Below are 24,793 nucleotides of genomic sequence, written 5' to 3' on the forward strand. Positions count from 1 at the left end.
TTTATCTTAAAATAATATTTTCATATTTTCTCGAAAAAATCTAAAAAACTTCCATCTCATCACGGTACCAAAATGTTTACAGTACCTTGCAAAGAACACTACTAAATGATATATTTGTAAATATTGGAACACCCATTAATTGGAATGACATTCGTAGTTAGTATATCCCCCTCTCAACAAAGAGCGGATTCTCAGCTATAATTCATTATTTTATAAAGGGAAGTGATCGCAATGAACAAAAGTGAGTTTTTAAGCCAACTTAGTTCCTCCCTACGGAATATACCTAATTCAGAAAAGGAGGATATTATTTCAGAGTATGAAACTCATTTTATTAGTGGTAAACAAGATGGAAAATGTGAAGAAGAAATTGCTAGAAAACTAGGAAACCCTAAAGCTATTGCTAAAGAACTTACTGTTTCCTATGCAATAAGCAATGCTGACAAGAAACGAAGCTTCAAAAATATGATAACTGCACTATTTTCTGTTATGAGCTTAAGTGTTTTAAACTTTGCCTTTATCTTTATCGCCTTTTTCGTACTACTCTTTTTATTACCTTTTCTTCTAGCACTAATCATTGCCACTCCAGTATTAATTATTTCACCTATTTTATTAATAGGATTAGGATTCTTTAAAGGGTTTCATCAAATTAGTTATTCCGATGTTTATAATGTGTTCATCGCTTTTTGCGTCGGTTTACTCATATCCGTCGTATGTTATCAAATGGTCAAACATATATACGCACTTTTAGTAAAGTATTTGAAATGGAATATAGCTATTTTACAAAGACACTAATGAATAAAAAAGGAGATTAAAATGAAGAAATATACTTTATATTCACTCATGCTACTTACAGTTTTATTTCTATCAGCTTGTTCAAACAGTGCACAACCTAAGGAAGAAAACGATGTACAATCTATTACAGATGTTACGGTTAAAATTCCGGAAACTATATTCACTTCCTCAAAAAAGAATGAAACGATTAATGAAGATGAAATGAAACGAAGTATAAAAACTTATTTAGATTATAGCGGAGAGTTATACGAAAACATCGTTGCACTTTCGTCAGCCATGTCTGACGAGAATGCAACGGAATCTGACCGGGAGAAATTAAAACAACTAGTAGATTTAGCACAACAAAACGATGCGAATTTCCTTAATTTTATTAATAACAATACGATCCCTCATGATTATAAACAGCCTTCAAAGGAAATTCATGATTACATTTCAGCGTCTACGGCACTTTCAGTAGAATTAGGGCAAGAACTAGACAAACTCGCTGAAGATGGCAACTTGTTCAAAACCAATTTTTCTTTTACAAAGCGCTTTGAGAAAGTGAATGGAAGAAAGCAAAAAGAGATTGAAAAGTTTTTGAGGGAGAAAAACATTGAAACGAAGTATTTCAAGAAATAACAAATAAAAAAGACGCCCCTATACTAGGAGCGTCTTCTCTCATTACGCTTGTTGTTGCGCGCTATATAATTCTTCAAGTGGTTTCATGATAATTTTGTTAACGTCGCCGATTACAACATTTAAGCGTTGCTCAGTTTCCATTAACTTTGTAATTTTAGCATCTTGTTGAATGCGAACTACAACTTCTTGTGCTTGTTGGTTGTCTTCTTCAGTGATTTCTTGGCCTTGCATCATTTTTTGTTGTAGGCTAAGTTGCATTGTGCGGAACTCATCGAATAAGTTCTTTGAAGCTGCATCAGCTTGAACTGCTGCGTAGCTCTCTTTTAACGTTTTGAAGTCATCGTTTTCAGCGATTGCTTTTTGTAATTCATATGCTACATCATGAATGTTTTTTGTCATTTTATTTTTCCTCCTTTAGAAGGCTAGCGCTTATCATACGCACTGCCTTTTACGTGCATTTACATACGCACCTCTTCTTACCATATCAAACTATGCAAGAGATGTGAAGAAATTTCACTTTTATTTGTATGTACGTATTTTATTATTTCAGAAACAACAGTAATAAACCTTGCACAATTCCAATCATACCGCCTAATAAGGCACCTAAATACGTAATCATTTTCAGTTCATTTTTTGTAATGGACAGCACTAAATCTTCTAGTCTCTCCGTGGAAAATGTGGACACTTCTTGCTGCACAATTTCAGCCAAGTGGAGATTATTTAGTATACTCGCTACGTTTTCTGCTCCCCACTTCAAGCCTTTCGTTACTGCACTTGGGACTACCTTTTCCATAATTGTTTCTCGAACTGGCTCACATACTTGCTGCACAGATTGATTTAAAAACTTGCTCACTGTTTCCTCCACTTTAACTGCTGACAATATAGAGCTTACAATCATTTCTTTTTCTACAAACGTTTCTAATTCTTTTACATCTCTTCCTTTTAACTTCTCCCACTCTTTTTGCAGTACTTCAGTTAAAAGCTGCTTTGTGCCATCTTGCCCTAAAAACTTAATAACCTCAGGCTGCACACGATCCACTACACTTACATTCCCTAAAAACATTCCGACTAAGTTAAGCAATGTCCCCCTAGAAGCAAAGAAATCATCAATCATTTTTGAAAGACGAGATTTCCCTTCTTCACTTTCAAAAAAATGAATTGCTCGCTTTAAAATAAACGCCGAGACATTTGGAATTGCATTCTCTATTTTTTCATGAACAGAATGAGGTAAAGCTTGTTCCCATGTATATGTATAGTACTCTTCTAAAAATGCCTGAATCTTTTCTGTAATCACCTGTTCGATTTTCTCAGTTGCTTCTTTTTCTACATGCGCTACGTCCCATTTTTCTAACATGTGTCGCAGTGACTGTTCATTCGCCATTACTTTATCTACTTCTACTTGTGCCCAGTGGATTAAACCTTTTTGAAACTCTTCATTTGTTAACTTCTTGCCGATTCCTTCTGGTGTTAACAAATGTTCGACAACCATTTTCCCTAATTGAACAGCAAGCTCATCGCGGCGCTTCGGAATTAATCCTGGTGTAAATGGCACTTGAAACTTCCCAATATACATAGGGCGATGAGGACGAAATAACATTTTTATTGCTAAATGATTTGTAAATCCTCCAATAATTGCTCCGAGCCCTGTCGTCGTTAACATACTTAACCATATATTCATTACAATCAACCTTTCGCTTCTCCAAAACTATAGCATATCATCATACGGACAAAAGTATAATGGTATAAAAACGTATTTGCAATATATAGCTTCGCCTATTATGCCAACATTTTGTTAGTAAAGGAGTGATTTCGTTGGTTCTCGGTATTTTAACTTCTCACCTTCATTATGAGCAAACGTATTACACCGAAATCGCTAAACGCGCTCGGCTTTATCATAATGTCGTTGCCCAGTTTACGCCGTTTGGTATTGATCCTAAAACAGATCTTATTTCTGGTCTGATTTATGATACAGATACAGGAAAATGGAAAGAGCAAATATTCCCTATTCCTTCTTATATATACGATCGTTCTTCTTTTAACGAGGAAACAAACGTCGAAAAAGCAAAGTCAATTATTCGCTCATTACACAACCGTGCTTCCACTACCTTTTTAAATAACACACTCATTGACTTAAGCGAACTACATGATGTATTTCTCACGAATAAAAAATTATCTCCTTATATACCAAAATTTGAAATAGCAACGATACACAACGTTTTCAAACTGTTATTAAAAACAAAAGATATTATTATACGTCCTACTAACGCACATTCCAATGAAAGTTTGTACCGGGTCGTTTATAAAAATAAAACGTTTCATGTTGATACGATAAATGATGCTTACCATACTTCTACTCCAATTAAACGAACTGATGAATTTATATCTTGGTACAAATCTCATATACGATCAGCACGTTACATCACGCATACAATGCTGCAACCTCCAAATCAATTAACATACCCACTCCATATTCGAACCATTTTACAAAAAAATAAAGAACAGAAGTGGAACGTTATCGGTCAGTTTATACAAAAAAGTTCATTTCCGAATCAACTTTTACTATCGGCAACCGATGATTCCTCCCTGCATGCATTTTCAAAAATTAAATACGTACTATCTAGTACCGGTGTACAATTGTTACAAGACGCTTTACAAGACATTATAAATGAAGTGTTTCAAACGCTAGATGCATCTTATTCTTCATTATTCGAGCTAGAGCTTTCCACTATTATGGATCAAAAAGGGGCAATTTGGCTTATGTATGTCAACACGATTCCCCCGTACGAACATTACATTCGCCATAGTGATTCATTAGCCGAAAAAATATATCACGGACCATTACAATTTAGTCGCTTTACACCATAAAGAAAGGGGGTAAGTCTATTTTGAAAGAGCACATATATACATTCAACATTTCAGACGAGAATCCAAATAGTATTACTTTACCTTATATTTTTTCCATTACACCACCAATTACATCCCTTTCCTTCGGCCTACGCCATGTTGCAAGTGAAGATGTAAAAATTCATTATTCCTTTACTCGCGAAATCATAATTGGAAAACAAATTGCTGAAAAACTTTTACTGCCTCATTCCACTACTATCCATACATTCACACAAAATGAAACGATTATTTTCGGACCATTAATCGGGATTTTCACGACTGGTTTTAACGATGACGCTTCTAATCCTTTAGGGAACCGTTCCACATCTCTTGGCGAGTTACTAACTCCACCATTCACCTTACGACCATTTGTATTCGTTTTTGGTGTGCAACATATAGACTGGGAAGACGAAACAATTGAAGGGTATTTCTTTCAAGAGGAAAAGTGGATAAAGAAAAAAGTCCCTTTACCGAATGTCATTTACGATCGATTACCAAATCGGAAAGCCGAAAATTATAAACCGATCGTAAGAGCAAAAAGAAAGTTAGAGCATGACTATGCGATTCCATGGTTTAACCCAGGTTTTTTTAATAAATGGGAAGTGCATCAACTTCTTATGAAAGATGAATCCATTATGCCGTTATTACCAAACACAGAAACATTTCAGCACTTCGAACAAGTGGAACGATTTCTCGGAACGTATAAATCCGTTTATATGAAACCGATTCATGGTAGCTTCGGTAGAAACATTCATCAAATATTTTATTCCCAAACAGAGAATTGCTACTACTGTCGTTATCGCGAAAATGAAGAAAATAAACTAAGAAAGTACCAATCATTAGAAACGCTTCTGAACCATGTGTTAAAAGGACATGATTTAAAAAAGTTTATCGTACAACAAGGTATCTCCTTGCTACGCTTCGATGGGCAGCCTGTTGATTTCCGCATTCATACAAATAAAAATCATTTCGGCCAATGGATGGTCAGTGCAATCGTCGCAAAAATTGCTGGCAAAGGTAGCTTAACAACGCATGTAAATAGCGGTGGCGATACGAAATTGCTGCAAGAACTTTTTCCTGATTCAACGAAACAAATTCAAATTGAAAATAAATTAAAACATACAGCCTTACAAATTAGTTACGCACTCGATGAACAAGTAACCGGGAATATTGGAGAAATCGGTTTTGATATCGGTTTAGACACGCAGGAAAACCCGTGGCTCTTTGAAGCAAACTCTAAACCAGGGCGAACTGTATTCCAAGATGCCAAGTTAAAAGAACAGAGTGAACTAACGCGCCAATTATTTTACGAATATGCCATCTACTTAACTGAACACTCTTTGCGCGATACAAAAGAAAAAATGTCTCAAATAAAATCAGAGACTTCCTCAAACAACGAGCATATTCCGTCTCCTATGATTCACTCACAAATACAAAAACAAAAACTTCCACCTCATTCATAAGGTGGAAGTTTTCTATTTACACAAGTTTTACTACAAACTCTGTTTCCACGTTACATACTCCGCAATAAAAAATATGATTGCAATATTCATTTGAATTATTATGTGTCAATCCATCTACTGCACTTAATAATTCTTGGTCCATATACGCACTATAATCGTCTATGTAATCTACAGCCTTCCCATAATCTTGGAGTATACTTTGGCAATTTTGACAAGAATATGTTTGTGATTCTAATGCGTTGCAAAGCGGGCAAATTCCCATCACGATTCCTCCATATAATTGTATCTAGCTACGTATAGGAGCGTCTTGCCCCGTTCTTACTTACATTTACCTCAAAATAGCAGGATACAAAAAGAAAAATATATTTCATATCGCTCTTAGTTTTACCTTCTTTCTAAAAAATAAAACGATTACTCTTATTTCATAATTTACGAAATCACTAAGATTTTTTTTACAAAATTTACAAATTATTATTTCGTATATCTTTCTAGGTAACATCCATACTATGAGTACAAACTTAATTACCGATGGATTAGCGCCAAACGGGGCGATAATCTGGTTCAACTCCAGCTAGTCCAACCAAAAAAATTTTTATAACTCTAAGGAGGATATATTCCTATGGCAAACCAAAATTCTTCAAATCAATTAGGAGTACCAGGAGCAACAGCTGCAATCGACCAAATGAAGTACGAAATCGCTCAAGAATTTGGTGTACAATTAGGAGCAGATTCTACAGCTCGTGCTAACGGTTCTGTTGGTGGCGAAATCACAAAACGTCTAGTTGCAATGGCTGAGCAAAGCCTTGGCGGATTCCACAAATAAATATATATGGCAAAAAGGTCTCAAGGCATATGCCTTGAGACCTTCCTTCATTTATTGCAACATTTGTAAAAACTTCTTCGTACGTTCTTCTTTTGGATTTGTAAATACTTCTTCTGGTGTACCTTGTTCGACAACGACACCGCCATCCATGAAAATAACACGGTTCGCAATTTGATGTGCAAAACGCATTTCGTGCGTTACAATGACCATCGTCATACCTTCTTTAGCAAGTTCTTTCATGACCTTCAGAACTTCTTGAACGAGTTCAGGATCAAGTGCTGACGTCGGTTCATCAAATAGTAACACTTCCGGCTCCATCGCAAGCGCGCGAGCAATTCCAACGCGCTGTTGTTGTCCGCCTGATAATTGGAACGGATATAAATCCACTTTATCTGCTAGACCCACTTTTTCAAGGAAATAGTTTGCTTTTTTCTTCGCTTCTTCTTTCCCCATCTTTTTCACTGTAACGAGCCCTTCCATTACATTTTGAAGTGCTGTTAAATGCGGGAATAGATTATGGTGCTGGAATACCATACCTGTTTGCGTACGAAGGTTGACAATATCTTTCTTCGTTACTTTTTGAGAGAAGTTAAGCTCTTTATTACCGATACGAATATGACCAGCGTTTGGCGTTTCTAATACGTTAAGGCAACGCAGGAATGTCGTTTTACCAGATCCAGACGGCCCGATAATAACAACAACCTCGCCCTTCTCAACTGTTAAATCTATATGCTTTAGTACGGTATTATCTCCGAAACTTTTTTGTAAGTGCTGAATTGAAATCATAAAAACAAAAACTCCTTTTGTAAAAGGATTATTTTAATGTATAGCGTTCTGAACGCTTTTCTAACATCTGTTGTACGATTGATAATAAGAAACAAATAACCCAATAAATAAGACCTGCTTCAAAATAAACAATTAAAAACTCATAGTTCATTGCCGCAATTTCCTGCGCTTTTCGGAACATTTCTGTTACTAAAATTAACGATGCTAATGAAGTATCTTTCACTAAGCTAATAAATGTATTCGAAAGCGGCGGAATTGATACGCGCGTTGCTTGCGGTAAAATAACACGTTTTAACGCTTGCGGATATGTCATCCCAATTGTGTAAGCTGCTTCCCACTGCCCTTTCGGAATCGAAAGGATAGAAGCACGAATAATTTCAGATGCATACGCACCGACATTTAATGAAAATCCAACAACTGCTGCTGTATATGGCTCAACTTCAATATTAAGAGTTGGGAGACCATAGAAAATGATAAATAACTGTACAAGAAGTGGCGTTCCGCGAATGATAGATACATAGATACGAGCAATCCATTGTAAAATACGACTACCTGAAATACGTGCAAGCGCCGTTAACGTCGCAAGTATAAGACCGATAATAAATGTAATAAGCGTTAATGGAATTGTCGTAAAAACAGCTTCCTTCAGCATCGGCATGAAGGAAGACTGCATAATATCTACCCAAGTAGACAATCGATCTGAAACCAATGCACTACTTAGATACATTTTCACCGAACCATTTTTTCGTTATTTTGTCATACGTACCGTCTTTTTTCATATCTTCTAACGCTTTATCTACTTCTTGTACAAGCTTAGTGCTACCTTTACGGAATAAGAATCCACTTTGTGACGCTTCTTTTTCTGTATCTACAATTTTAATTTTTGCATCTTTTTTCGTTTCTAAATAATTTAATACTGATAACTTATCATTAATTGTAAAATCAACGCGCCCTGAAGCTAATAGTTCTGCTGCTTGGCTAAATCCTTCTACACCTTCGATTTCTGCACCGTTTTTCTTAGCAATATCTGCATAGTTACTTGTTAAAGATTGTGCTCCTTTTAATCCTTTTACATCAGCAAATGTAGCAGGTTTATCTTTATCTTTTGCGATAACTAATGCCGCTGAAGATGAAATGTATGGTTTAGAGAAGTCGTATTTCTTTTGACGATCTTCACGAATACCAACTTCGTTTGCAACCATATCAAAGCGTTTTGCATCTAAACCAGCAAGTAAGCTATCCCATTGCGTTTCTTTAAATACAGGTTTTACACCTAAACGTTTTGCAACTTCTTCTGATAGTTCAACGTCAAATCCAGTTAATTTATTGCTTGAATCGTGGAACGTAAATGGTGGGTATGTACCTTCTGTACCAATTACAAGTTCACCGCTTTGTTTAATCTTTTGTAACGCGTCTTGACTAGCTGTATCTTTTTTCTCTTCTTTACCGCAGCCGGCTACAATCCCGATCGCTAATGTAGTTACTGCAAGCACTGAAAATAATTTCTTCATGATGGTAATCCTCCAAGTATTCTGATAGGAATTTAAAAACTATATTGATTGTATGCAATCTTGAACAATTTTTCAATGAAAATGTTCTTATTTAGTTTATCCTTTTTCTTCATAATCAAACAAAAAGGAAAAATAATGCTACATACAAAAAATAAGTAACATTTTTTAATATAGCATTTATTGTACGAAAGGTAAAATAATACTTCTTATTTAACAGTCCTGATTCACTAAAAAAAGAACTTGTGAAAATCACAAGTTCCTCCCCATACCTATTAAGCGCTCTGATTCCCTTCCATTTGCGTTTTGTACATATCGTAATAACGCCCGCGCTTTTTCATTAATTCATCATGAGATCCTTTTTCTAAAATCGTCCCTCTATCAAGTACGATAATTTGATCTGCACTTTTAATTGTTGAAAGACGGTGGGCAATAATAAATGTCGTTCTTCCTTTTTTCACAACTTCTAGCGCTTGTTGAATCATCGCCTCTGTTTCTGTATCGATACTAGATGTCGCTTCATCTAAAATTAAAATGGCTGGGTCAAAAGCGAGCGCCCTAGCAAACGATATAAGCTGACGTTCTCCGGTTGAAAGTGTACTTCCTTTCTCCGTAATTTCTTCATTTATATTGTTCGCAAATCTTTCAGCACCTACATCACGCAATGCTTTTACGATGCGCTCTTTTGAAATATTTTCATTTTCTAAACTAACATTAGATGCTACTGTTCCGCTAAATAAAAATGGATCTTGCAGTACAATTCCCATATGTTCACGAGTTGCTTGTTTCGGCATCTCTTTTACGTCATGACCGTCAATTGTAAGCTTTCCTTTTTCAAACTCGTAAAACTGAAAGAGTACATTCATAATGGAACTTTTTCCTGAGCCAGTATGACCGACAAGTGCGACTGTCTCGCCTTGTTTCGCTTCAAATGAAATATTTTTTAACACTTCATCTTTTCCATTATAAGAAAACGACACATTATCAAACTTCACATTTCCTTGTAAGCGAGGTATACGTTCTTCTTCTACTGCTTCCCCTTTTTCCTCTAATAATTCAAAAACACGTTCTGATGCAACGCGCGATTGTTCTAAGTTAGCAAGCTGATTCACCATATTTGTAATCGGTGAGAATAATCGTGTTAAATAATCAACGAACGCATATAGTATCCCTAAAGAAATGACGCCTGTAGCACTTAATGAAGCACCGCCGAAATACCAAATTACTCCTGTGAAAGCAATATTTCTTAATACGGCTACTAAATTATGAGAAGTTGCTGCATTTAAATTTAAAATTTTATTTTGATACTTAAAATAATCGCCATTTAATTCTTCAAACTCTTTTTTCGTTTCACGCTCTTGACGAAACGCTTGAATAATTGGCATCCCTTGAATGGATTCATTCACTGTTCCGTTAATATCAGATAAACGCGAACGCATTTTATGATTGTATACAGACGCGTACTTTCTATATAAAATAGCCCAAACAATTAAAATTGGGATGATGAGTAAACATAACGTCGCCAATTTTACATCAAGTAAAAATAGCGCAGCAAATATCCCAATAATATAGATGATACTAGAAACGAATGTTGCCAGCACCGTTACATATAAATCACGAATGGCCTCTGTATCATTCGTCACACGCGACACAATTTTCCCTGCTGGTAAATGATCGAAATAACGAATCGGCAACGTTTGAATATGAGAAAAGACATCTTCCCTCATAATTTGAATAATTTTGTTCGCTGCCTTCTGTAAGAAAAACTGCTTTCCGTATGCAAATAATGAAACGACTACTAATAAAGCGAAGTATCCACCACCAAGTAATAATAGACGGTTTATTTCTGGTTTATAAAACGCAAACACTTCTTCTTTCGTCAATGCTTTCGCTTTATACACTTGCACCGCCTTACCATTTTGAACGGTAATCATATCACCTTTTACAGTCCGTGACCCTTCTAGATTTACTTTATTCGGTATAAAGTAATATTGAAAACCGACTTGCATCACGCGTACTTCTTTTCCTTTTTTCTCACCTTCCTGGAAGCGATCGCTTCGCTTATAAAAGGCGCCATTATACGAAACAGCCTCTTCACTCTTTTCTGTTTCATACCAAGGCTTCTCTATTCCAACGATATGATCGTCAATCATCGTTTTCGCGACGAAAGGACCAGCAAGCTCTGCGATGACGAAAATAAATAACATTAGCATTGCTGCAAAAATCGTCCCTTTTACTTTCATTGCGTATTGAAACAATCGTTTTGAAACGCTCATATTTTCACCCCACTATCCGCACTTTCACTTTCACCCTGTTGTCTTTCAAACTGTTCCGCATACCAGCCTCCCTTTTGAATAAGCTGATCATGCGTACCTTCTTCTATTACTTCTCCTTCATCCATCACGAGAATCCAATCCGCATGTTGTACGGCAGATAAACGGTGCGTCGTAATAATCGTCGTCTTTCCGCTTCTCTCTGTTCTTATATTTTCAATGATCGCTGCTTCCGTACGAGCATCAACAGCTGATAAAGAATCATCTAAAATTAATATTTCCGGATTTTGAATAACAGCTCGTGCAATCGAAATCCTTTGTTTTTGCCCTCCTGATAAAGAAACACCTTTCTCTCCGACGAGCGTTTCTAACCCTTCTGGTAAAAACTCTAAGTCTTTTTTAAACGCTGCAATTTCAATCGCTTTCTCGAGTTCCTCTTCAGTCGCTTCCCTATTTCCGAATAAAATATTTTCCCTCGCTGTTTTTGAGAATAAAATATGTTCCTGCGGTACATAACCAATCCACCCAAGCACATTTTCATTCGTCATTTGATCTAATGTCACATCAGAGACTGCAATATCTCCATCTCCAAGCGGATATTGGCGAAGAAGCTGACGTACGAGCGTCGTTTTTCCGCTTCCTGTTTTTCCAACAACCCCAAGCGTTTCCCCTTGTTTTAATGTAAACGAAACCTTTTTTAAATTTGTTTCAGTTGATGAAGGATATGAAAAAGTAACATCATCAAACTGAATATAATCCGGCTCTTGTACAAGCTTTGGATGTTTCGGATCCTTTACATCTGGTTCATACGCTAACGTTTCATTTACACGGTCGAGTGACGCATTTCCTCTTTGCATGACATTGATTAATTCACCAATTGCAAACATCGGCCAAATCATCATCCCTAAATACACGTTAAAGGAAACAAGTTCACCAAGTGTCACCTTTGATTGAAATACAAGATATGCGCCATACACTAAACCAATTAAATAACTAAGACCGACAAGCATTTTCACAGTTGGCTGGAATAGTGCATCAATTCTAGCTACTTTCATATTCTTTTCGTAGACGTCATCTCCTAATTGATGAAATCTTTCCTGATCTGCATTTTCTTGTACGTATGCACGAATCACGCGCACACCAGCGATTGACTCAAGTACTTTATCATTCATATCACCGAACGCATCTTGCGCAACTGTAAATCTTTCATGCAATTTCTTTCCATATATATTCATCGCATACGCCATAATTGGAAGCGGTATAAGTGCCGCAAATGTAAGCTCCCAACTAATTGTAAATCCCATCATAAAGACAATCGTAAGCATATATAAACTCGAATCAACGAGCGTTAATATACCGAAACCAGCTGTCATAGCGATTGCTTTTAAATCATTTGTCGCTCTCGCCATTAAATCACCAGTACGATTTTTTTGATAAAAAGTCGGCGTCATCTTAAGTAAATGCCCCATAAATTTAGAGCGCATCGTTTTCTCAAGCACGAATGCACCGCCAAACAATTGATGTTGCCATACGAAAGTGAGGCCATATCCAACTATCGTAACCCCAATTAAAATAAGAATAGACTGTATAATAGCTTCGTTCGATAACGTTCCTGTTTTTATATTATCTATCGTAACCCCTAACACTTTCGGGGGAATAACTTCAACTATATTCACAATTAAAAGAGCTCCAATGGCGATACTATATCTCTTCCAATGCTCTTTAAAAAACCACTTTAACTTTAGTAATACTGAAAACAATGTAATCTCTCCCTTCTCGTTCTCGTTTATCTCTCATTTCTTTATCCGCTATCCAGACCCATTACATTTACATTTCGTAACCCATACAATCTCATCACATTTTTCCACCTTCCAAAGTTTTATTTAGTAACATGGAAAATAAACAAAAAAAAGCATACCGCCGCTTGACGATATGCACAAAAATGCATAAAAGCGTACGTTACGATATACGCAACGTACGCTTTTTATAAGACAAAAATGCCCTATATATCCGCACGGGTTGCGTAATGATATAAATGTTTTCTGCCATTTAACAGAGCTAAACCCATTACATTTACGATTACAATCATTACGCACACCCCCTTCATTTATTTTCCATTTATAATCTTATAACTTTATTGAGTATTCTGTCAATTGTTTTTTTACAAATTGAATAAAAACATATGATCCATCATTTCGAAATAAGGGAATGTTCTGTAAGAAAGGGCATACAAAATAAAAACTTCATAAGAAATCGTTTTCACAAATATTTCATTTGAAAAATGTTATCAAACTCCATACAATCACCTTATACTCACTCTTACAAGTTGCTATTTTAGGAGGACTAATCATGACAACTAGCAATACGTACAAATTTTATTTAAATGGAGAATGGAGAGAAAGCTCTTCAGGAGAAACAATCGAAATTCCATCTCCATACTTACACGAAGTAATTGGACAAGTACAAGCAATTACTCGCGGAGAAGTAGATGAAGCAATTGCATCTGCAAAGGAAGCTCAAAAATCATGGGCGGAAGCTTCTCTACAAGATCGCGCAAAGTATTTATATAAATGGGCTGATGAGCTCGTAAATATGCAAGATGAAATTGCCGATATCATTATGAAAGAAGTCGGTAAAGGATATAAAGATGCGAAGAAAGAAGTTGTTCGTACAGCTGACTTCATTCGTTACACGATCGAAGAAGCTTTACATATGCACGGAGAAAGCATGATGGGCGATAGCTTCCCGGGCGGTACAAAATCAAAACTTGCGATTATCCAACGCGCACCACTTGGTGTTGTATTAGCAATCGCACCATTTAACTACCCAGTAAACTTATCTGCTGCAAAACTTGCACCAGCATTAATTATGGGTAACGCTGTTATTTTCAAACCAGCAACTCAAGGTGCAATTAGCGGTATTAAAATGGTGGAAGCACTTCATAAAGCTGGCCTTCCAAAAGGTCTTGTAAACGTAGCGACAGGACGTGGTTCTGTAATTGGTGACTACTTAGTAGAACACGAAGGCATCAATATGGTATCGTTCACAGGTGGTACAAACACAGGTAAACATTTAGCGAAAAAAGCTTCAATGATTCCACTTGTATTAGAACTTGGTGGTAAAGACCCTGGTATCGTTCGTGAAGATGCTGACTTACAAGATGCTGCAAACCATATCGTAAGCGGTGCATTCTCTTACTCTGGTCAACGTTGTACAGCTATTAAACGTGTACTTGTACACGAAAACGTAGCAGACGAGCTTGTTGGCTTATTAAAAGAGCAAGTAGCTAAACTATCAGTTGGATCTCCAGAACAAGACAGCACAATCGTTCCATTAATCGACGATAAATCTGCTGACTTCGTTCAAGGTTTAGTTGACGACGCTGTGGAAAAAGGTGCAACAATCGTTATCGGTAATAAACGTGAGCGTAACTTAATTTATCCAACATTAATCGACCACGTAACAGAAGAAATGAAAGTTGCTTGGGAAGAGCCATTTGGCCCAATCCTTCCAATCATCCGTGTTTCTTCAGATGAGCAAGCAATTGAAATTGCTAACAAATCAGAGTTCGGTCTGCAAGCAAGTGTCTTCACTAAAGACATTAACAAAGCATTTGCAATTGCTAACAAAATCGAAACTGGTTCTGTTCAAATTAACGGACGCACAGAGCGCGGTCCTGACCACTTCCCATTCATCGGTGTAAAAGGTTCAGGTATGGGCGCACAAGGTATCCGTAAGAGCCTTGAGTCTATGACACGTGAAAAAGTAACTGTATTAAACTTAGTTTAATCTTATACAAAGAAGCTGATCTAATTTTAGATCAGCTTCTTTTCTATATAGATACTTCCCAAAAACGGAGTATTTCGTTCTACTTTCGATTTGGTTTTCCAAATCGAACTAAAACATGCCATAATAATTTTAATTCTTGAAGCACTTCTTCATAAGTTCCACGATCACTCCAAGATAATGGATTGCGTTTTAAATCCGCTACAGCAGAACCGATTATATTTGCATCGATACAATGATTCCGTGCAATGCGTCTTGCTAAAGATGGCATTTTTGAACCTCTAAAATTCATTGGAACGTCGTCTACCATAAGTACAAAACCTGTGTGCCAATACAAATCCATAGCATACTTCAGGCAAATTTCTTCTAAAGTTCTTCCTACATCCGTACCCTTAAATGAAGGATCTACAACAAGAGCTTCCACGTCTTCTTTAAGAGAAATCTCTCCATGAACTTGCGCTTCAATATAATGATTAAGATTACGGGCTGGCTCTTTGCTTACTAAATCTATAAACGGCCTTTCCATGTTAGCCAGTAAATGATTAACTAATCTTGTTGGAGTCAAATTCCCTTCACCAATTGCACACTCTCTTACGAATGTCTCTTCCAAAAGAGCAGCTAAAATCATATCAAACTCCTCATAAGTCCCCTTTTCTTTTGGATCTTGATGCGAATCTAAATACGTATATGTAGAGTGATAAGAAACTTTTGGATATAAGAGAAAGTAACATGATCCAAAACGCGGAGCAGGCCCATCTGGATGTAACATCAAATTTAGCGCTCCATACTTTGGCCGTTGATTATTCGTTACACCTTCCAATTGATATGCTCCTCCAAATATTCTCTGTTCCCAAAGGTCACGTTCACCGCCAGGATAAGCAGATACGCTTCCGTTAGATAGCAATGTTTCAAACTGACTTTTATATATTCCTTGCTCAAACAATGCTTCAGCAACACTTTTCATACTCGAATCGAGTCTGTCTGGATGAAAGTGTAAAGCAATCCTTGCATGAGATTTCAAGTTAGCGACAGCTTCTTCAAATATTTCATCTGTAATATTACACATGTTAAGTATATGATTAATTGTTGCTTTCGCCTCACGTTTTTCATTCTCTGCATATTTTGAAATATACTCTAAAGCAAATAATTGAGACCTTGATAATTCCATAATCCAATCTCCCCTTTAATTGAAATGACCTTAATCCTTTCAATTAAAAGTGCATTTTTTCCTTCTTATGCAACTAACCTAGTGTATTGAACAAAAAGTACTTTCATACAGTCTAATTACAGATGCGAGCATTCTTTACGGGTAAATCCACACATTCTACAGAAATGTGATATCCTAGCCAACGCTCAGCAATATGTTCAAATGATAAGGCAGAGCCTGTTGTAAAAAAGCGATGCTTCGGATTCAGATTGTCAGCCAGAATTCCTTTGTGCTGTAAAATTGTGCTTAACTCTATCGCTGTTTCTTCTGCAGAACTAATAATCGTTACATCCTCTCCTAGTTCCTTTTTAATATAGGACTCTAAAAGTGGATAATGCGTACACCCCAGAATTAACGTATCTATATCTTCTTCCGTTAATGGCAGTAAAGCTTGTTTCACTTGCTCGGTTACATATGCTGTATCTTCTAATTGATTTTCTACAACTGTAGCTAAGGTCGGGCACGCATGACTATGCACTTCCAAATATGTATCAAGCTCATGCAATGCTTTTTCGTACATATTAGATTTTATCGTACCTACAGTTCCAATTACTCCGATTTTCCCTTTCTTCGTCACTTTAATAGCCGCTCTTGCTCCCGGATGTATAACGCCAATAACTGGAATGGACAGTGCTTCTTGCAACGCAGCCAATGCAGCAGCTGCAGCAGTATTACATGCTACAACTAGAGCTTTTAACGGAAACTGTTTGAGGAACTCAACCATTTCAAATACGAAAGATTGTACCTCTTCTACACTTCTTGGCCCATACGGACAACGCTCATTATCACCAATATAATAAATGCTCTCTTTAGGCAATTGTCTTATAATTTCGCTCGCAACTGTTAATCCCCCAACTCCCGAATCTAACACACCTATTACTGAATGTTTATGACATACAGACATATACTTCATCCCCTTTTCAATCATCTAGCGCTAATAACATTTATTATATTATGAAAATTCAATATTACATAATAATCCCTCATAATTTTAATCACAAACTCTTCTCTATAATCTGATTATTACTATATCCATTGACGTATAAAAATTCATTTGTTACTCTTAAATACGTTAATTTAATATTTAAATCCTCATTCGTATCTCGGTGAGGTAGAGGTTGCAATCATTAAGAGTATCATTTCCGGAGATGTAGTGGCATTGATGAAGGAATGAGAAAGGAATGGTTGCCGAAGTAAGTTGTGTCCACCATGCACACTTGCTGGGTCTGCATTTAATAAGTGCAGAACTGTCACAAACGTTTCGTTTGTGGAGAGCTATCGAGAGGTATGTCGTGGGTTTCTTATAAGATAGAAAGCATGTAGCGGCAAATTACGTGCTTTTTTTGTTTTGTTTGGGACTTCTCTTCCTGACTCAGGAAGACATACATATCTCCTCGCTTGACTTGGTTATACTAACTTTGGAGGTATTTTCTATGCAACAAAAAAAATGGGGCTTTTGGGTACTCACAGCTTTCGTTGTCGGTAACATGGTTGGCGCTGGGATTTTCATGGTGCCAAGTACGTTGGCACAAACAGCAAGCCCTCTCGGTGTCACTTTAGCTTGGTTAACTACAGGGTTTGGTGTTTTAATGCTAGCTCTTGTTTTCGGTAATTTAGCAATTCGTCGTCCTGATTTAACGACAGGACCACAAAGTCATGCATATGCTTTATTCTCATCACCAAAAAAGAAAAAAATGGCTGGTTTCAGTATGGTATGGGGATATTGGGTTGCAAACTGGGCAAGTAACGTTGCTATCATTACATCATTTGCGGGATATTTATCACTCTTCTTCCCAATTATGAAAGATACACGACTACTATTTTCAATTGGTTCGTTTAACGTAGAAGTTGGAAAACTAATTACATTTACCATTTGTTCCATCTTACTTTGGGGAACTCATGTTATTTTAACAAACGGTGTAAGCGGAGCTGGAAAGCTAAACTTCTTAGCAACAACAACGAAAGTAACTGGATTCCTTTTATTCATCGTCGTTACTTTATTTGCATTTGAAGCTTCTAAGTTTGGACAATGGTACACACCGATGATCGATAAATCAGGTGTATCACACGGCCTTCTTTCACAAGTAAATTTAGCTGCTCTTACGACGCTTTGGGCGTTTATCGGAATTGAATCAGCGGTTCTTTTATCAAACCGTGCTGTTTCTCCAAAAACGGTAAAACGCGCAACAGTTGCGGGATTACTTATTACAGTTGCGATTTACTTAGGAATTACAATTTTAACAATGGGTGTACTTCACATTGATAAATTACAAGCTTCTGAACGTCCATTAGCAGATGCACTAAACGCTGCAATGGGTCATGGCGGCGGGAAACTGATGGCATTACTTGCTCTTACTTCCCTATTCGGTTCCATCTTAGGCTGGATTTTATTAAGCTCAGAAGTACCGTATCAAGCAGCAAAAGAAGGTTTCTTCCCCTCCTTCTTCACAAAAACAAACAAAAAAGGAAGTCCAATTTATTCATTACGATTAACAAACATTATGTCGCAAGTGTTCTTATTCTCAACATTATCAGGAACAATTGCGGAAGCTTATACATTCGTAATTACTGTATCGACACTGGCCTACCTCATTCCATATCTCGTTTCACCAATCTTCCAGTTAAAACTAGTCGCAACTGGTGAAACGTATAAAAATGAAATGCGGGCAAGAATTACAGATGGTATAGTCGCAGTAATCGCACTTTGCTACGCACTGTGGGTTATTAAAACGGGCGCAGCCGATATAAAAACATTCCTTCTCGGAATTGGTTTATTCGTAATCGGCTTTGCTTTCTATCCATTAATGAATCGTGATCAGAAAAAAAATAACGAAAAGAAAGACGGGCAAGTTGCATAACGCAATTTGCTCGTTTTTTCTTTTCCAAAACATATATAATAGAACAAAGAGGTGAAAAACATGTCAATCGAATCACTATGGAGCAGCCGCTTCCAACAACATATGCAAAATATCATTACATACTTTGCACGTATGATTAACGGTTTACTATATAGCTTTATCTTTATTTCATGCGTTGGCGCATACTACTATGCTCAGTTTCTAAAAGCATCTCCTTCTAAAGGAATATCTTTACTACTCATCACGATTGTACTTACATTCATTATAACGAGATGCCCTATTCGTACATTTATTCAGAAACCTGACGCTGTCTATTTACTAGCACTAGAAGAGAAATTAACTTCTTATTTCAAAAAATCTCTTCTATACAATTACATCATTCAGCTTTTCCCATTATTATTTACGTTCCTTATTCTCGTTCCGCTTGCACTGCAATCATTACAAGTAACGATACCTTTCTTATGTACAATCTTTATCATTTTAATGGTTACGAAAGCTTGGAACATATACATACATTGGATGTGGCGTGATCGTCACGAAAAAAATATATGGCTGATTATTCGTATTGCTTGTAACGCCCTAGTCATTTATATGCTGTTTTATGCGGCAAATGTTCTCATATTGGGCGGATTACTTTTACTACTTGCTTTCCTGCTTCTATATACGAAAAAACAGCCTACAAAACGAATACCGTGGGATTACATAATCGAGCAAGAAGAAAAAATGAACGTTCGTTTTTATCAATTTGCTAGCATTTTCACCGATGTCCCGCAACTAAATAAGCAAGTAAATAAAAGAAAATGGCTTACAACTTGGATTGAACCTTTATTACATAAAAAACGAGCAACTTTCTTCTATTTACATACACTAGCATTTTTACGCGGGAATGATTATTTCGGTATATATATTCGCTTAGGGTTGATCGGTGCCTTCGCCTTATATTTTATACCAAACATATACGTAAAAGGCGCTATCGCATATATCGTCCTATATATGATTTCTATGCAGCTCCGTTCCCTATGGAAATATTTTTCGGGAAATATTATTGTAGCATTGTATCCGATTGATACTGAAAAACGAATGAATCAATTTCTTCGCTTAATCTTTATATTACTAAGCATTCAACTCATTATATTTTCGAGTGTTATACTCATTGCTACTGTACAATTTTTACATAGCCTTATCATTATGATTATCGGGGTACTTTGGATCAAATTTATTATTGTACCAAAAACGAAGCAACGAATTTCCGCATTTTAACGAAAAGAAATATCTTAAAAGCCAAGGAGCGAATAAATTTTCTCCTTGGCTTTTTTATTTTCCTTCCTCAAACAAGAATCACTGGTACAACCAACGTTTTATGATTTTTACATACAAAAACGATAATACATGTTTACATCCTAACAAAAAGGGTATCTATTAATTAACAGCGTAAAGGAGGGGCCTATATTATGAATAAAAAAACGGAACAATTGGAACACCACGTTACGGATAATCAACGCAAACATGCTTTAACAACAAACCAAGGAGTAAAAATAGCCGAAGATGAATTTTCTTTAAAGATGGGCTTAAGAGGCCCAACCTTAATGGAGGATTTCCACTTTCGCGAGAAAATGACCCATTTTGATCACGAGCGAATTCCCGAAAGAATTGTTCATGCACGCGGAGTTGGCGCTCATGGTTATTTTCAGCTTTATGAATCGTTAGAAGCATATACGAAAGCAGATTTTCTTACTAACCCTTCAAAAAAAACACCTGTATTTGTACGGTTCTCAACCGTTCAAGGCTCTAAAGGATCCAATGACACAGTAAGAGATGTGCGCGGATTTGCCACAAAATTTTATACAGATGAAGGGAACTATGATTTAGTAGGTAATAATATGCCAGTATTCTTTATCCAAGATGCTATTAAATTCCCTGATTTTGTCCATGCAGTTAAACCAGAACCACATAATGATATTCCTCAGGGAGCTAGCGCTCATGATACATTTTGGGATTTTGTTGCACATAATCCCGAGTCTACTCATATGGTTATGTGGCAGATGAGCGACCGTGCTATTCCGCGTAGTTTACGAATGATGGAAGGTTTTGGGGTTCATACATTTCGACTTATTAATAAAGAAGGAAAAGCCCACTTCGTAAAATTTCACTGGAAACCTACCCTCGGGATTCATTCATTAGTGTGGGATGAAGCTCAAAGGATTGCTGGGAAAAACCCTGATTTCCATCGTCAAGATTTATATGAAGCAATTGAAAAAGGGGATTATCCGGAATGGGAGCTTGGATTGCAGCTAATTCCAGAAGAAGATGAACATGCATTTGATTTTGATATTTTAGATCCAACGAAATTATGGCCAGAAGAAGAAGTTCCTGTAAAACTAGTTGGTAAAATGACATTGAACAAAAATGTCGATAACTTCTTTGCAGAAACGGAGCAGGTAGCTTTCCACCCTGGCCATGTCGTACCAGGTATTGATTTTTCAAATGATCCTCTTCTACAAGGAAGATTGTTCTCCTATACAGATACACAATTATCTCGTTTAGGAGGCCCTAATTTTCACCAAATTCCTATTAACCAGCCCGTATGTCCTTTTCATAATAATCAACGTGATGGCATGCATCAAATGCAGATTCATCGCGGTCAAACAAGCTATCATCCTAATGGCTTAAATAATAATCAACCAGCAACCGTGCAAGCTGAACAGGGCGGATATGAGCATTATCAAGAAAAGATTGATGGACATAAAATTAGGGGGCGCAGTAAAAGCTTTCTTAACTTTTATTCGCAAGCTAAACTTTTCTACAATAGTATGAGCCCTATTGAAAAGCAGCACATAAAAGATGCATTTTGCTTTGAAGTTGGGAAGTGCAAATCAGACATGGTGAAGGCAAATGTAATTGCTCTTTTAAACCACGTTGATCGTCAATTAGCAAAGGAAGTCGCTAACATGATTGGAGCCCCTTTGCCTAAAGAAAATCACGAAGTAAATTCAGATTCAAAATCACCTGCACTAAGTATGTCCAACACTATTTTTAAAGCTGATTCAAAAAATGTGGCAATTCTATTGAATGGTGACCCAAGTGTCTCCCTTCTGTCCGAATGGATTCAAGCTTTTGTACAACACCGAATGAACTATAGCATCATAGATAATAAAATTCATCAGTTCAATGATTCCATTAAAGTAACGGATACTTATACAACAGCAGACTCTGCACTTTTTGATGCGGTATTAGTGTTTAGTAGCGAATCTGTCATTCAACCCCCTGTTTTAGAATTTGCAGAAACTACTTTTAAACACTTTAAACCGATAGCCTATGTCCTTAGCGATCCTCATGCTTTAGACAATAGTAAAATCAAATTAGATGGAGCAGGAATTTACAACTTAACAAACACTTCAATTGAGTCATTTATAGAAGGCATTGCCCAAGGACGATTCTGGAACCGATAATATAATATAATATAATATAAGGAGCGGATTAAAATGAGTAAAAAAATTGCTATTTTAATAACGGATTATTTCGAGGACACAGAATACACAGAGCCAGCAGCAGCTTTTAAACAAAAGGGATATGAATTAACAACTATTGAAACAGAAAAAGGTAAAACGGTACACGGTAAACAAGGAAAAAGTGAAATTGTAATTGATAAAGGTATCGATGACGTTTCTCCAGAAAACTTTGACGCACTCTTCATACCGGGTGGATTTTCTCCAGATATACTTCGTGCGGATGAGCGTTTCGTTCACTTTAGTAAAGCATTTATGGATGCGGAAAAACCGGTTTTCGCTATTTGTCACGGACCTCAGCTACTCATCACTGCACAAACACTTGAAGGACGTGATGTCACTGGATATAAATCTATTGAAGTCGATTTAAAGAACGCCGGCGGAAACTTTCACAATAAAGAAGTAGTCATATGCCAAAATCAGCTAGTAACAAGTAGACAACCTGAGGACATCCCGGCGTTTATTGAAGAATCGTTGCGTATATTGGGATAGTTATTAAAGATTAATCAAAGTAGTTATTTAGCTACTTTGATTAATCTTTTTATTTGTATGAAAAACAAAAAAGAACCTTATTTTTAATGATCTTTTCATACACCCTCTTTTCTCTCCCCAGAACTTCTAATCACTTTTCATAAGCAGTTCTCATATAGTGAAAATGACTATACGATTCCTATCCATAAGTTAAATAATGATTTTACACATATATAAATACAAAAGATGGGAGCCTTATTTATGAATAACAATCCACCTTCAACGCCCCCAAATCCAACGGAAATGAATAATAATGAAGTGAGCTTACAAACGTTACGCGTCATCGGGCTTATTGTACTAATTAGTGGCTACATATTAGTCACTCTTTCTGAAGTAGGAACGTTAAAAAATCTTTTACTACAACCGAGCACTACTCCAAATTTAGCTGAAGTTGATCCGTTTTAAAAGCCATATGAAAAGCGATTTCTAGCATCGCTTTTCATATCGTTTTATCCAATCTGAGAAACCTCCCCCTCATACTTCTCTCTCCCAATCGCCTTCATAAATAATAAAATACTGCTCATACCAACGATAAAGTACAGAGCACTCATCCCCCAAGATGCGATAAATGAACCTAGCATAACACCCAATGCCCCGTTCATTTTTGCTACTTGAAAGACCATTCCGTTAATCGCCATATATGAACCTCTCGCCTCATTTGGCACCATATCTGCCATAATAGATTGACGCACTGGCACATACATCATCTCGCCTACCGTTTGGAAAAGCCCTGCAATTAATAAAATCCATAAACTATTGCTCGCTCCAAGTATTGTAAATCCAATTGTATAAATGAATAAACCTACATATAAGATTTTCAAATCGTTGAAGCTTTTCAGCATTTTAATAAGAAGTGCTGAACATAACACAACTAAAATTGTATTCTCCGCTGATATCCAGCTCAGCATGCGAATACCTGTTAAATCAAACGTAACACCATTCCCGAATAAAAAGTGCACCGTTTCAAATTCTTGCTGCAAACGTACTCCTAAATAATTATTAACCTGAAACTCTAAAGATAACGTACATATACTTGCTGCACAAAAAATTAAAAACGCTCTATCTTTCATTACGACTTTATAACTATCCGCCATATCTTTTAATACATTTTTCTTCTCTACTATTTTTCTAGCTACATACACCTCTTCCATATATACAGCCATCACATATAAAGTAATAACGGCAATCACTGTTAATCCGATAAACAATTGCAATCTACAGTTCTCAAATAGTAATCCGCCAAATATCGCTCCAATCGCAATGGATAAATTAATTGCCCAGTAGTTAATGCTGTACATCACTTTTCGATTCTCAGGTGTACTCACATCAATTAACATCGCCTCTGTCGCAGGATTCATAAGTCCAGATCCTAAACTATTCACTAGCATAAAGATAAATGTTAACCAAGGTGAATCTACATAATCCGAATTCGCAACTCCCATACAAGCAATGGAAATGACTTGTATACTTTGACCGATAATCATCACTTTTTTACGCCCAAGCCGATCTCCAACATATCCACCGTATAAACCAATTACTAACGAAGCTATTACATTAATAAGTAGTAACGCACCAGCAATCGCACTACCTAACTTTATTGAAAAATAAATCGCCATAAATGGAAAAATCATCGTGGATACAGTACGTGTTAAAAACGAAGTTATAATTCTAATTTTTATATTTCGATGCATACTCCAAAATCCCATTGTTTCCCCCTCCTTATGCTTACTTATTTTACTTTGAAAAAAAGGAAGAAAAA

22 protein-coding genes and 1 riboswitch are annotated in these 24,793 nt (G+C 36.5%); of the genes, 11 read left to right on the top strand and 11 right to left on the bottom strand.

Annotated elements, in window-relative coordinates; all coding sequences use genetic code 11:
- Positions 1-231 precede the first annotated feature (231 nt).
- Together PDQ33_RS07170 and PDQ33_RS07175 are read left to right on the top strand one after the other, a co-directional pair.
- Positions 232-792 (top strand): DUF1700 domain-containing protein, encoded by a 561-nt coding sequence (locus PDQ33_RS07170; protein WP_076873801.1) that lies wholly within the window; start codon positions 232-234, stop codon positions 790-792.
- A 21-nt stretch (positions 793-813) separates the two neighbouring features.
- Positions 814-1,410, top strand: a complete 597-nt coding sequence (locus tag PDQ33_RS07175; protein WP_071741506.1) for an NDxxF motif lipoprotein — start codon at positions 814-816, stop codon at positions 1,408-1,410.
- 42 nt (positions 1,411-1,452) lie between these two features.
- Here PDQ33_RS07175 and PDQ33_RS07180 read toward each other — a convergent pair whose 3' ends face one another.
- Positions 1,453-1,809 (bottom strand): YlbF/YmcA family competence regulator, encoded by a 357-nt coding sequence (locus tag PDQ33_RS07180; RefSeq protein WP_000164606.1) that lies wholly within the window; start codon positions 1,807-1,809, stop codon positions 1,453-1,455.
- 142 nt (positions 1,810-1,951) lie between these two features.
- Positions 1,952-3,088 (bottom strand): DUF445 domain-containing protein, encoded by a 1,137-nt coding sequence (locus PDQ33_RS07185; RefSeq protein ID WP_116777217.1) that lies wholly within the window; start codon positions 3,086-3,088, stop codon positions 1,952-1,954.
- 134 nt (positions 3,089-3,222) lie between these two features.
- On the opposite strand from PDQ33_RS07185, the gene PDQ33_RS07190 reads away from it, so the two are divergent.
- Positions 3,223-4,275 (top strand): YheC/YheD family protein, encoded by a 1,053-nt coding sequence (locus PDQ33_RS07190; RefSeq protein ID WP_270393678.1) that lies wholly within the window; start codon positions 3,223-3,225, stop codon positions 4,273-4,275.
- Between the two features lie 20 nt (positions 4,276-4,295).
- On the top strand, positions 4,296-5,756 hold the full coding sequence (locus PDQ33_RS07195) for a YheC/YheD family endospore coat-associated protein (protein WP_270755222.1): 1,461 nt from the start codon (positions 4,296-4,298) through the stop codon (positions 5,754-5,756).
- 16 nt (positions 5,757-5,772) lie between these two features.
- Here the strand turns inward: PDQ33_RS07195 and PDQ33_RS07200 are convergent, their stop codons facing one another.
- Positions 5,773-6,018, bottom strand: coding sequence for a hypothetical protein (locus PDQ33_RS07200; RefSeq protein WP_000510467.1), 246 nt, complete (start codon positions 6,016-6,018; stop codon positions 5,773-5,775).
- Positions 6,019-6,375: 357 nt separating this feature from the next.
- Here PDQ33_RS07200 and sasP point away from each other — a divergent pair, with 357 nt between their 5' ends.
- Entirely contained in the window at positions 6,376-6,579 is a 204-nt protein-coding gene (gene sasP / locus PDQ33_RS07205) for a small acid-soluble spore protein, SasP family (RefSeq protein WP_270755226.1), read from the top strand.
- A 51-nt stretch (positions 6,580-6,630) separates the two neighbouring features.
- Here the strand turns inward: sasP and PDQ33_RS07210 are convergent, their stop codons facing one another.
- The 5 genes from PDQ33_RS07210 to PDQ33_RS07230 all read right to left on the bottom strand — a co-directional run bounded on the left by PDQ33_RS07210 (position 6,631) and on the right by PDQ33_RS07230 (position 12,906).
- Positions 6,631-7,365, bottom strand: a complete 735-nt coding sequence (locus PDQ33_RS07210; RefSeq protein WP_000623602.1) for an amino acid ABC transporter ATP-binding protein — start codon at positions 7,363-7,365, stop codon at positions 6,631-6,633.
- A gap of 28 nt (positions 7,366-7,393) precedes the next feature.
- Positions 7,394-8,092, bottom strand: coding sequence for an amino acid ABC transporter permease (locus tag PDQ33_RS07215; RefSeq protein WP_000281503.1), 699 nt, complete (start codon positions 8,090-8,092; stop codon positions 7,394-7,396).
- Positions 8,079-8,876, bottom strand: a complete 798-nt coding sequence (locus PDQ33_RS07220; RefSeq protein ID WP_061131389.1) for an amino acid ABC transporter substrate-binding protein — start codon at positions 8,874-8,876, stop codon at positions 8,079-8,081. The genes PDQ33_RS07215 and PDQ33_RS07220 overlap by 14 nt, the downstream gene beginning before the upstream one ends.
- A gap of 272 nt (positions 8,877-9,148) precedes the next feature.
- A complete protein-coding gene (locus tag PDQ33_RS07225) occupies positions 9,149-11,149 on the bottom strand; it encodes an ABC transporter ATP-binding protein (RefSeq protein WP_270755230.1) in 2,001 nt (666 codons plus the stop codon).
- A complete protein-coding gene (locus PDQ33_RS07230) occupies positions 11,146-12,906 on the bottom strand; it encodes an ABC transporter ATP-binding protein (RefSeq protein WP_000493198.1) in 1,761 nt (586 codons plus the stop codon). The genes PDQ33_RS07225 and PDQ33_RS07230 overlap by 4 nt, the downstream gene beginning before the upstream one ends.
- 589 nt (positions 12,907-13,495) lie before the next feature.
- On the opposite strand from PDQ33_RS07230, the gene gapN reads away from it, so the two are divergent.
- Positions 13,496-14,935, top strand: a complete 1,440-nt coding sequence (gapN, locus tag PDQ33_RS07235; RefSeq protein ID WP_000213631.1) for an NADP-dependent glyceraldehyde-3-phosphate dehydrogenase — start codon at positions 13,496-13,498, stop codon at positions 14,933-14,935.
- 79 nt (positions 14,936-15,014) lie between these two features.
- On the opposite strand, the gene PDQ33_RS07240 is transcribed toward gapN, so the two are convergent.
- Entirely contained in the window at positions 15,015-16,100 is a 1,086-nt protein-coding gene (locus PDQ33_RS07240) for a DUF3626 domain-containing protein (RefSeq protein ID WP_061131387.1), read from the bottom strand.
- A 112-nt stretch (positions 16,101-16,212) separates the two neighbouring features.
- Positions 16,213-17,043, bottom strand: coding sequence for a glutamate racemase (gene racE / locus PDQ33_RS07245; RefSeq protein ID WP_000109646.1), 831 nt, complete (start codon positions 17,041-17,043; stop codon positions 16,213-16,215).
- 200 nt (positions 17,044-17,243) lie between these two features.
- Positions 17,244-17,425: riboswitch (Lysine riboswitch) on the top strand.
- 147 nt (positions 17,426-17,572) lie between these two features.
- Between racE and PDQ33_RS07250 the strand changes: the two genes are divergently transcribed.
- From PDQ33_RS07250 to PDQ33_RS07270, 5 genes are all read left to right on the top strand, one after another.
- Positions 17,573-18,997, top strand: a complete 1,425-nt coding sequence (locus PDQ33_RS07250; RefSeq protein ID WP_061131386.1) for an amino acid permease — start codon at positions 17,573-17,575, stop codon at positions 18,995-18,997.
- Positions 18,998-19,057: 60 nt separating this feature from the next.
- Positions 19,058-20,257 (top strand): ABC transporter permease, encoded by a 1,200-nt coding sequence (locus PDQ33_RS07255; protein ID WP_061131385.1) that lies wholly within the window; start codon positions 19,058-19,060, stop codon positions 20,255-20,257.
- 191 nt (positions 20,258-20,448) lie between these two features.
- Positions 20,449-22,446 carry a catalase gene (locus PDQ33_RS07260; protein WP_270755232.1) on the top strand — a complete coding sequence of 666 codons (1,998 nt, stop codon included), beginning with the start codon at positions 20,449-20,451 and terminating at the stop codon, positions 22,444-22,446.
- Positions 22,447-22,479: 33 nt separating this feature from the next.
- Positions 22,480-22,995, top strand: a complete 516-nt coding sequence (locus PDQ33_RS07265) for a type 1 glutamine amidotransferase domain-containing protein (protein ID WP_061131383.1) — start codon at positions 22,480-22,482, stop codon at positions 22,993-22,995.
- A gap of 240 nt (positions 22,996-23,235) precedes the next feature.
- Positions 23,236-23,439: a hypothetical protein gene (locus PDQ33_RS07270; protein WP_001063861.1), complete on the top strand. Its 204-nt coding sequence runs from the start codon at positions 23,236-23,238 to the stop codon at positions 23,437-23,439.
- Positions 23,440-23,483: 44 nt separating this feature from the next.
- On the opposite strand, the gene PDQ33_RS07275 is transcribed toward PDQ33_RS07270, so the two are convergent.
- Positions 23,484-24,740 carry an MDR family MFS transporter gene (locus tag PDQ33_RS07275; RefSeq protein ID WP_061131382.1) on the bottom strand — a complete coding sequence of 419 codons (1,257 nt, stop codon included), beginning with the start codon at positions 24,738-24,740 and terminating at the stop codon, positions 23,484-23,486.
- Positions 24,741-24,793: the final 53 nt, after the last annotated feature.

Origin of the sequence: Bacillus cereus group sp. Bc031, assembly GCF_027716265.1 — a bacterium.
Classification (GTDB): Bacteria; Bacillota; Bacilli; order Bacillales; family Bacillaceae_G; genus Bacillus_A; species Bacillus_A paranthracis.

Coding starts and splice junctions, on each gene's coding strand:
- PDQ33_RS07170 (WP_076873801.1), top strand. CDS start 232: ATGAACAAAAGTGAGTTTTTAAGCCAACTTAGTTCCTCCCTACGGAAT.
- PDQ33_RS07175 (WP_071741506.1), top strand. CDS start 814: ATGAAGAAATATACTTTATATTCACTCATGCTACTTACAGTTTTATTT.
- PDQ33_RS07180 (WP_000164606.1), bottom strand. CDS start 1,809: ATGACAAAAAACATTCATGATGTAGCATATGAATTACAAAAAGCAATC.
- PDQ33_RS07185 (WP_116777217.1), bottom strand. CDS start 3,088: ATGAATATATGGTTAAGTATGTTAACGACGACAGGGCTCGGAGCAATT.
- PDQ33_RS07200 (WP_000510467.1), bottom strand. CDS start 6,018: ATGGGAATTTGCCCGCTTTGCAACGCATTAGAATCACAAACATATTCT.
- sasP (WP_270755226.1), top strand. CDS start 6,376: ATGGCAAACCAAAATTCTTCAAATCAATTAGGAGTACCAGGAGCAACA.
- PDQ33_RS07210 (WP_000623602.1), bottom strand. CDS start 7,365: ATGATTTCAATTCAGCACTTACAAAAAAGTTTCGGAGATAATACCGTA.
- PDQ33_RS07215 (WP_000281503.1), bottom strand. CDS start 8,092: ATGTATCTAAGTAGTGCATTGGTTTCAGATCGATTGTCTACTTGGGTA.
- PDQ33_RS07220 (WP_061131389.1), bottom strand. CDS start 8,876: ATGAAGAAATTATTTTCAGTGCTTGCAGTAACTACATTAGCGATCGGG.
- PDQ33_RS07225 (WP_270755230.1), bottom strand. CDS start 11,149: ATGAGCGTTTCAAAACGATTGTTTCAATACGCAATGAAAGTAAAAGGG.
- gapN (WP_000213631.1), top strand. CDS start 13,496: ATGACAACTAGCAATACGTACAAATTTTATTTAAATGGAGAATGGAGA.
- PDQ33_RS07240 (WP_061131387.1), bottom strand. CDS start 16,100: ATGGAATTATCAAGGTCTCAATTATTTGCTTTAGAGTATATTTCAAAA.
- racE (WP_000109646.1), bottom strand. CDS start 17,043: ATGTCTGTATGTCATAAACATTCAGTAATAGGTGTGTTAGATTCGGGA.
- PDQ33_RS07250 (WP_061131386.1), top strand. CDS start 17,573: ATGCAACAAAAAAAATGGGGCTTTTGGGTACTCACAGCTTTCGTTGTC.
- PDQ33_RS07255 (WP_061131385.1), top strand. CDS start 19,058: ATGTCAATCGAATCACTATGGAGCAGCCGCTTCCAACAACATATGCAA.
- PDQ33_RS07260 (WP_270755232.1), top strand. CDS start 20,449: ATGAATAAAAAAACGGAACAATTGGAACACCACGTTACGGATAATCAA.
- PDQ33_RS07265 (WP_061131383.1), top strand. CDS start 22,480: ATGAGTAAAAAAATTGCTATTTTAATAACGGATTATTTCGAGGACACA.
- PDQ33_RS07270 (WP_001063861.1), top strand. CDS start 23,236: ATGAATAACAATCCACCTTCAACGCCCCCAAATCCAACGGAAATGAAT.
- PDQ33_RS07275 (WP_061131382.1), bottom strand. CDS start 24,740: ATGGGATTTTGGAGTATGCATCGAAATATAAAAATTAGAATTATAACT.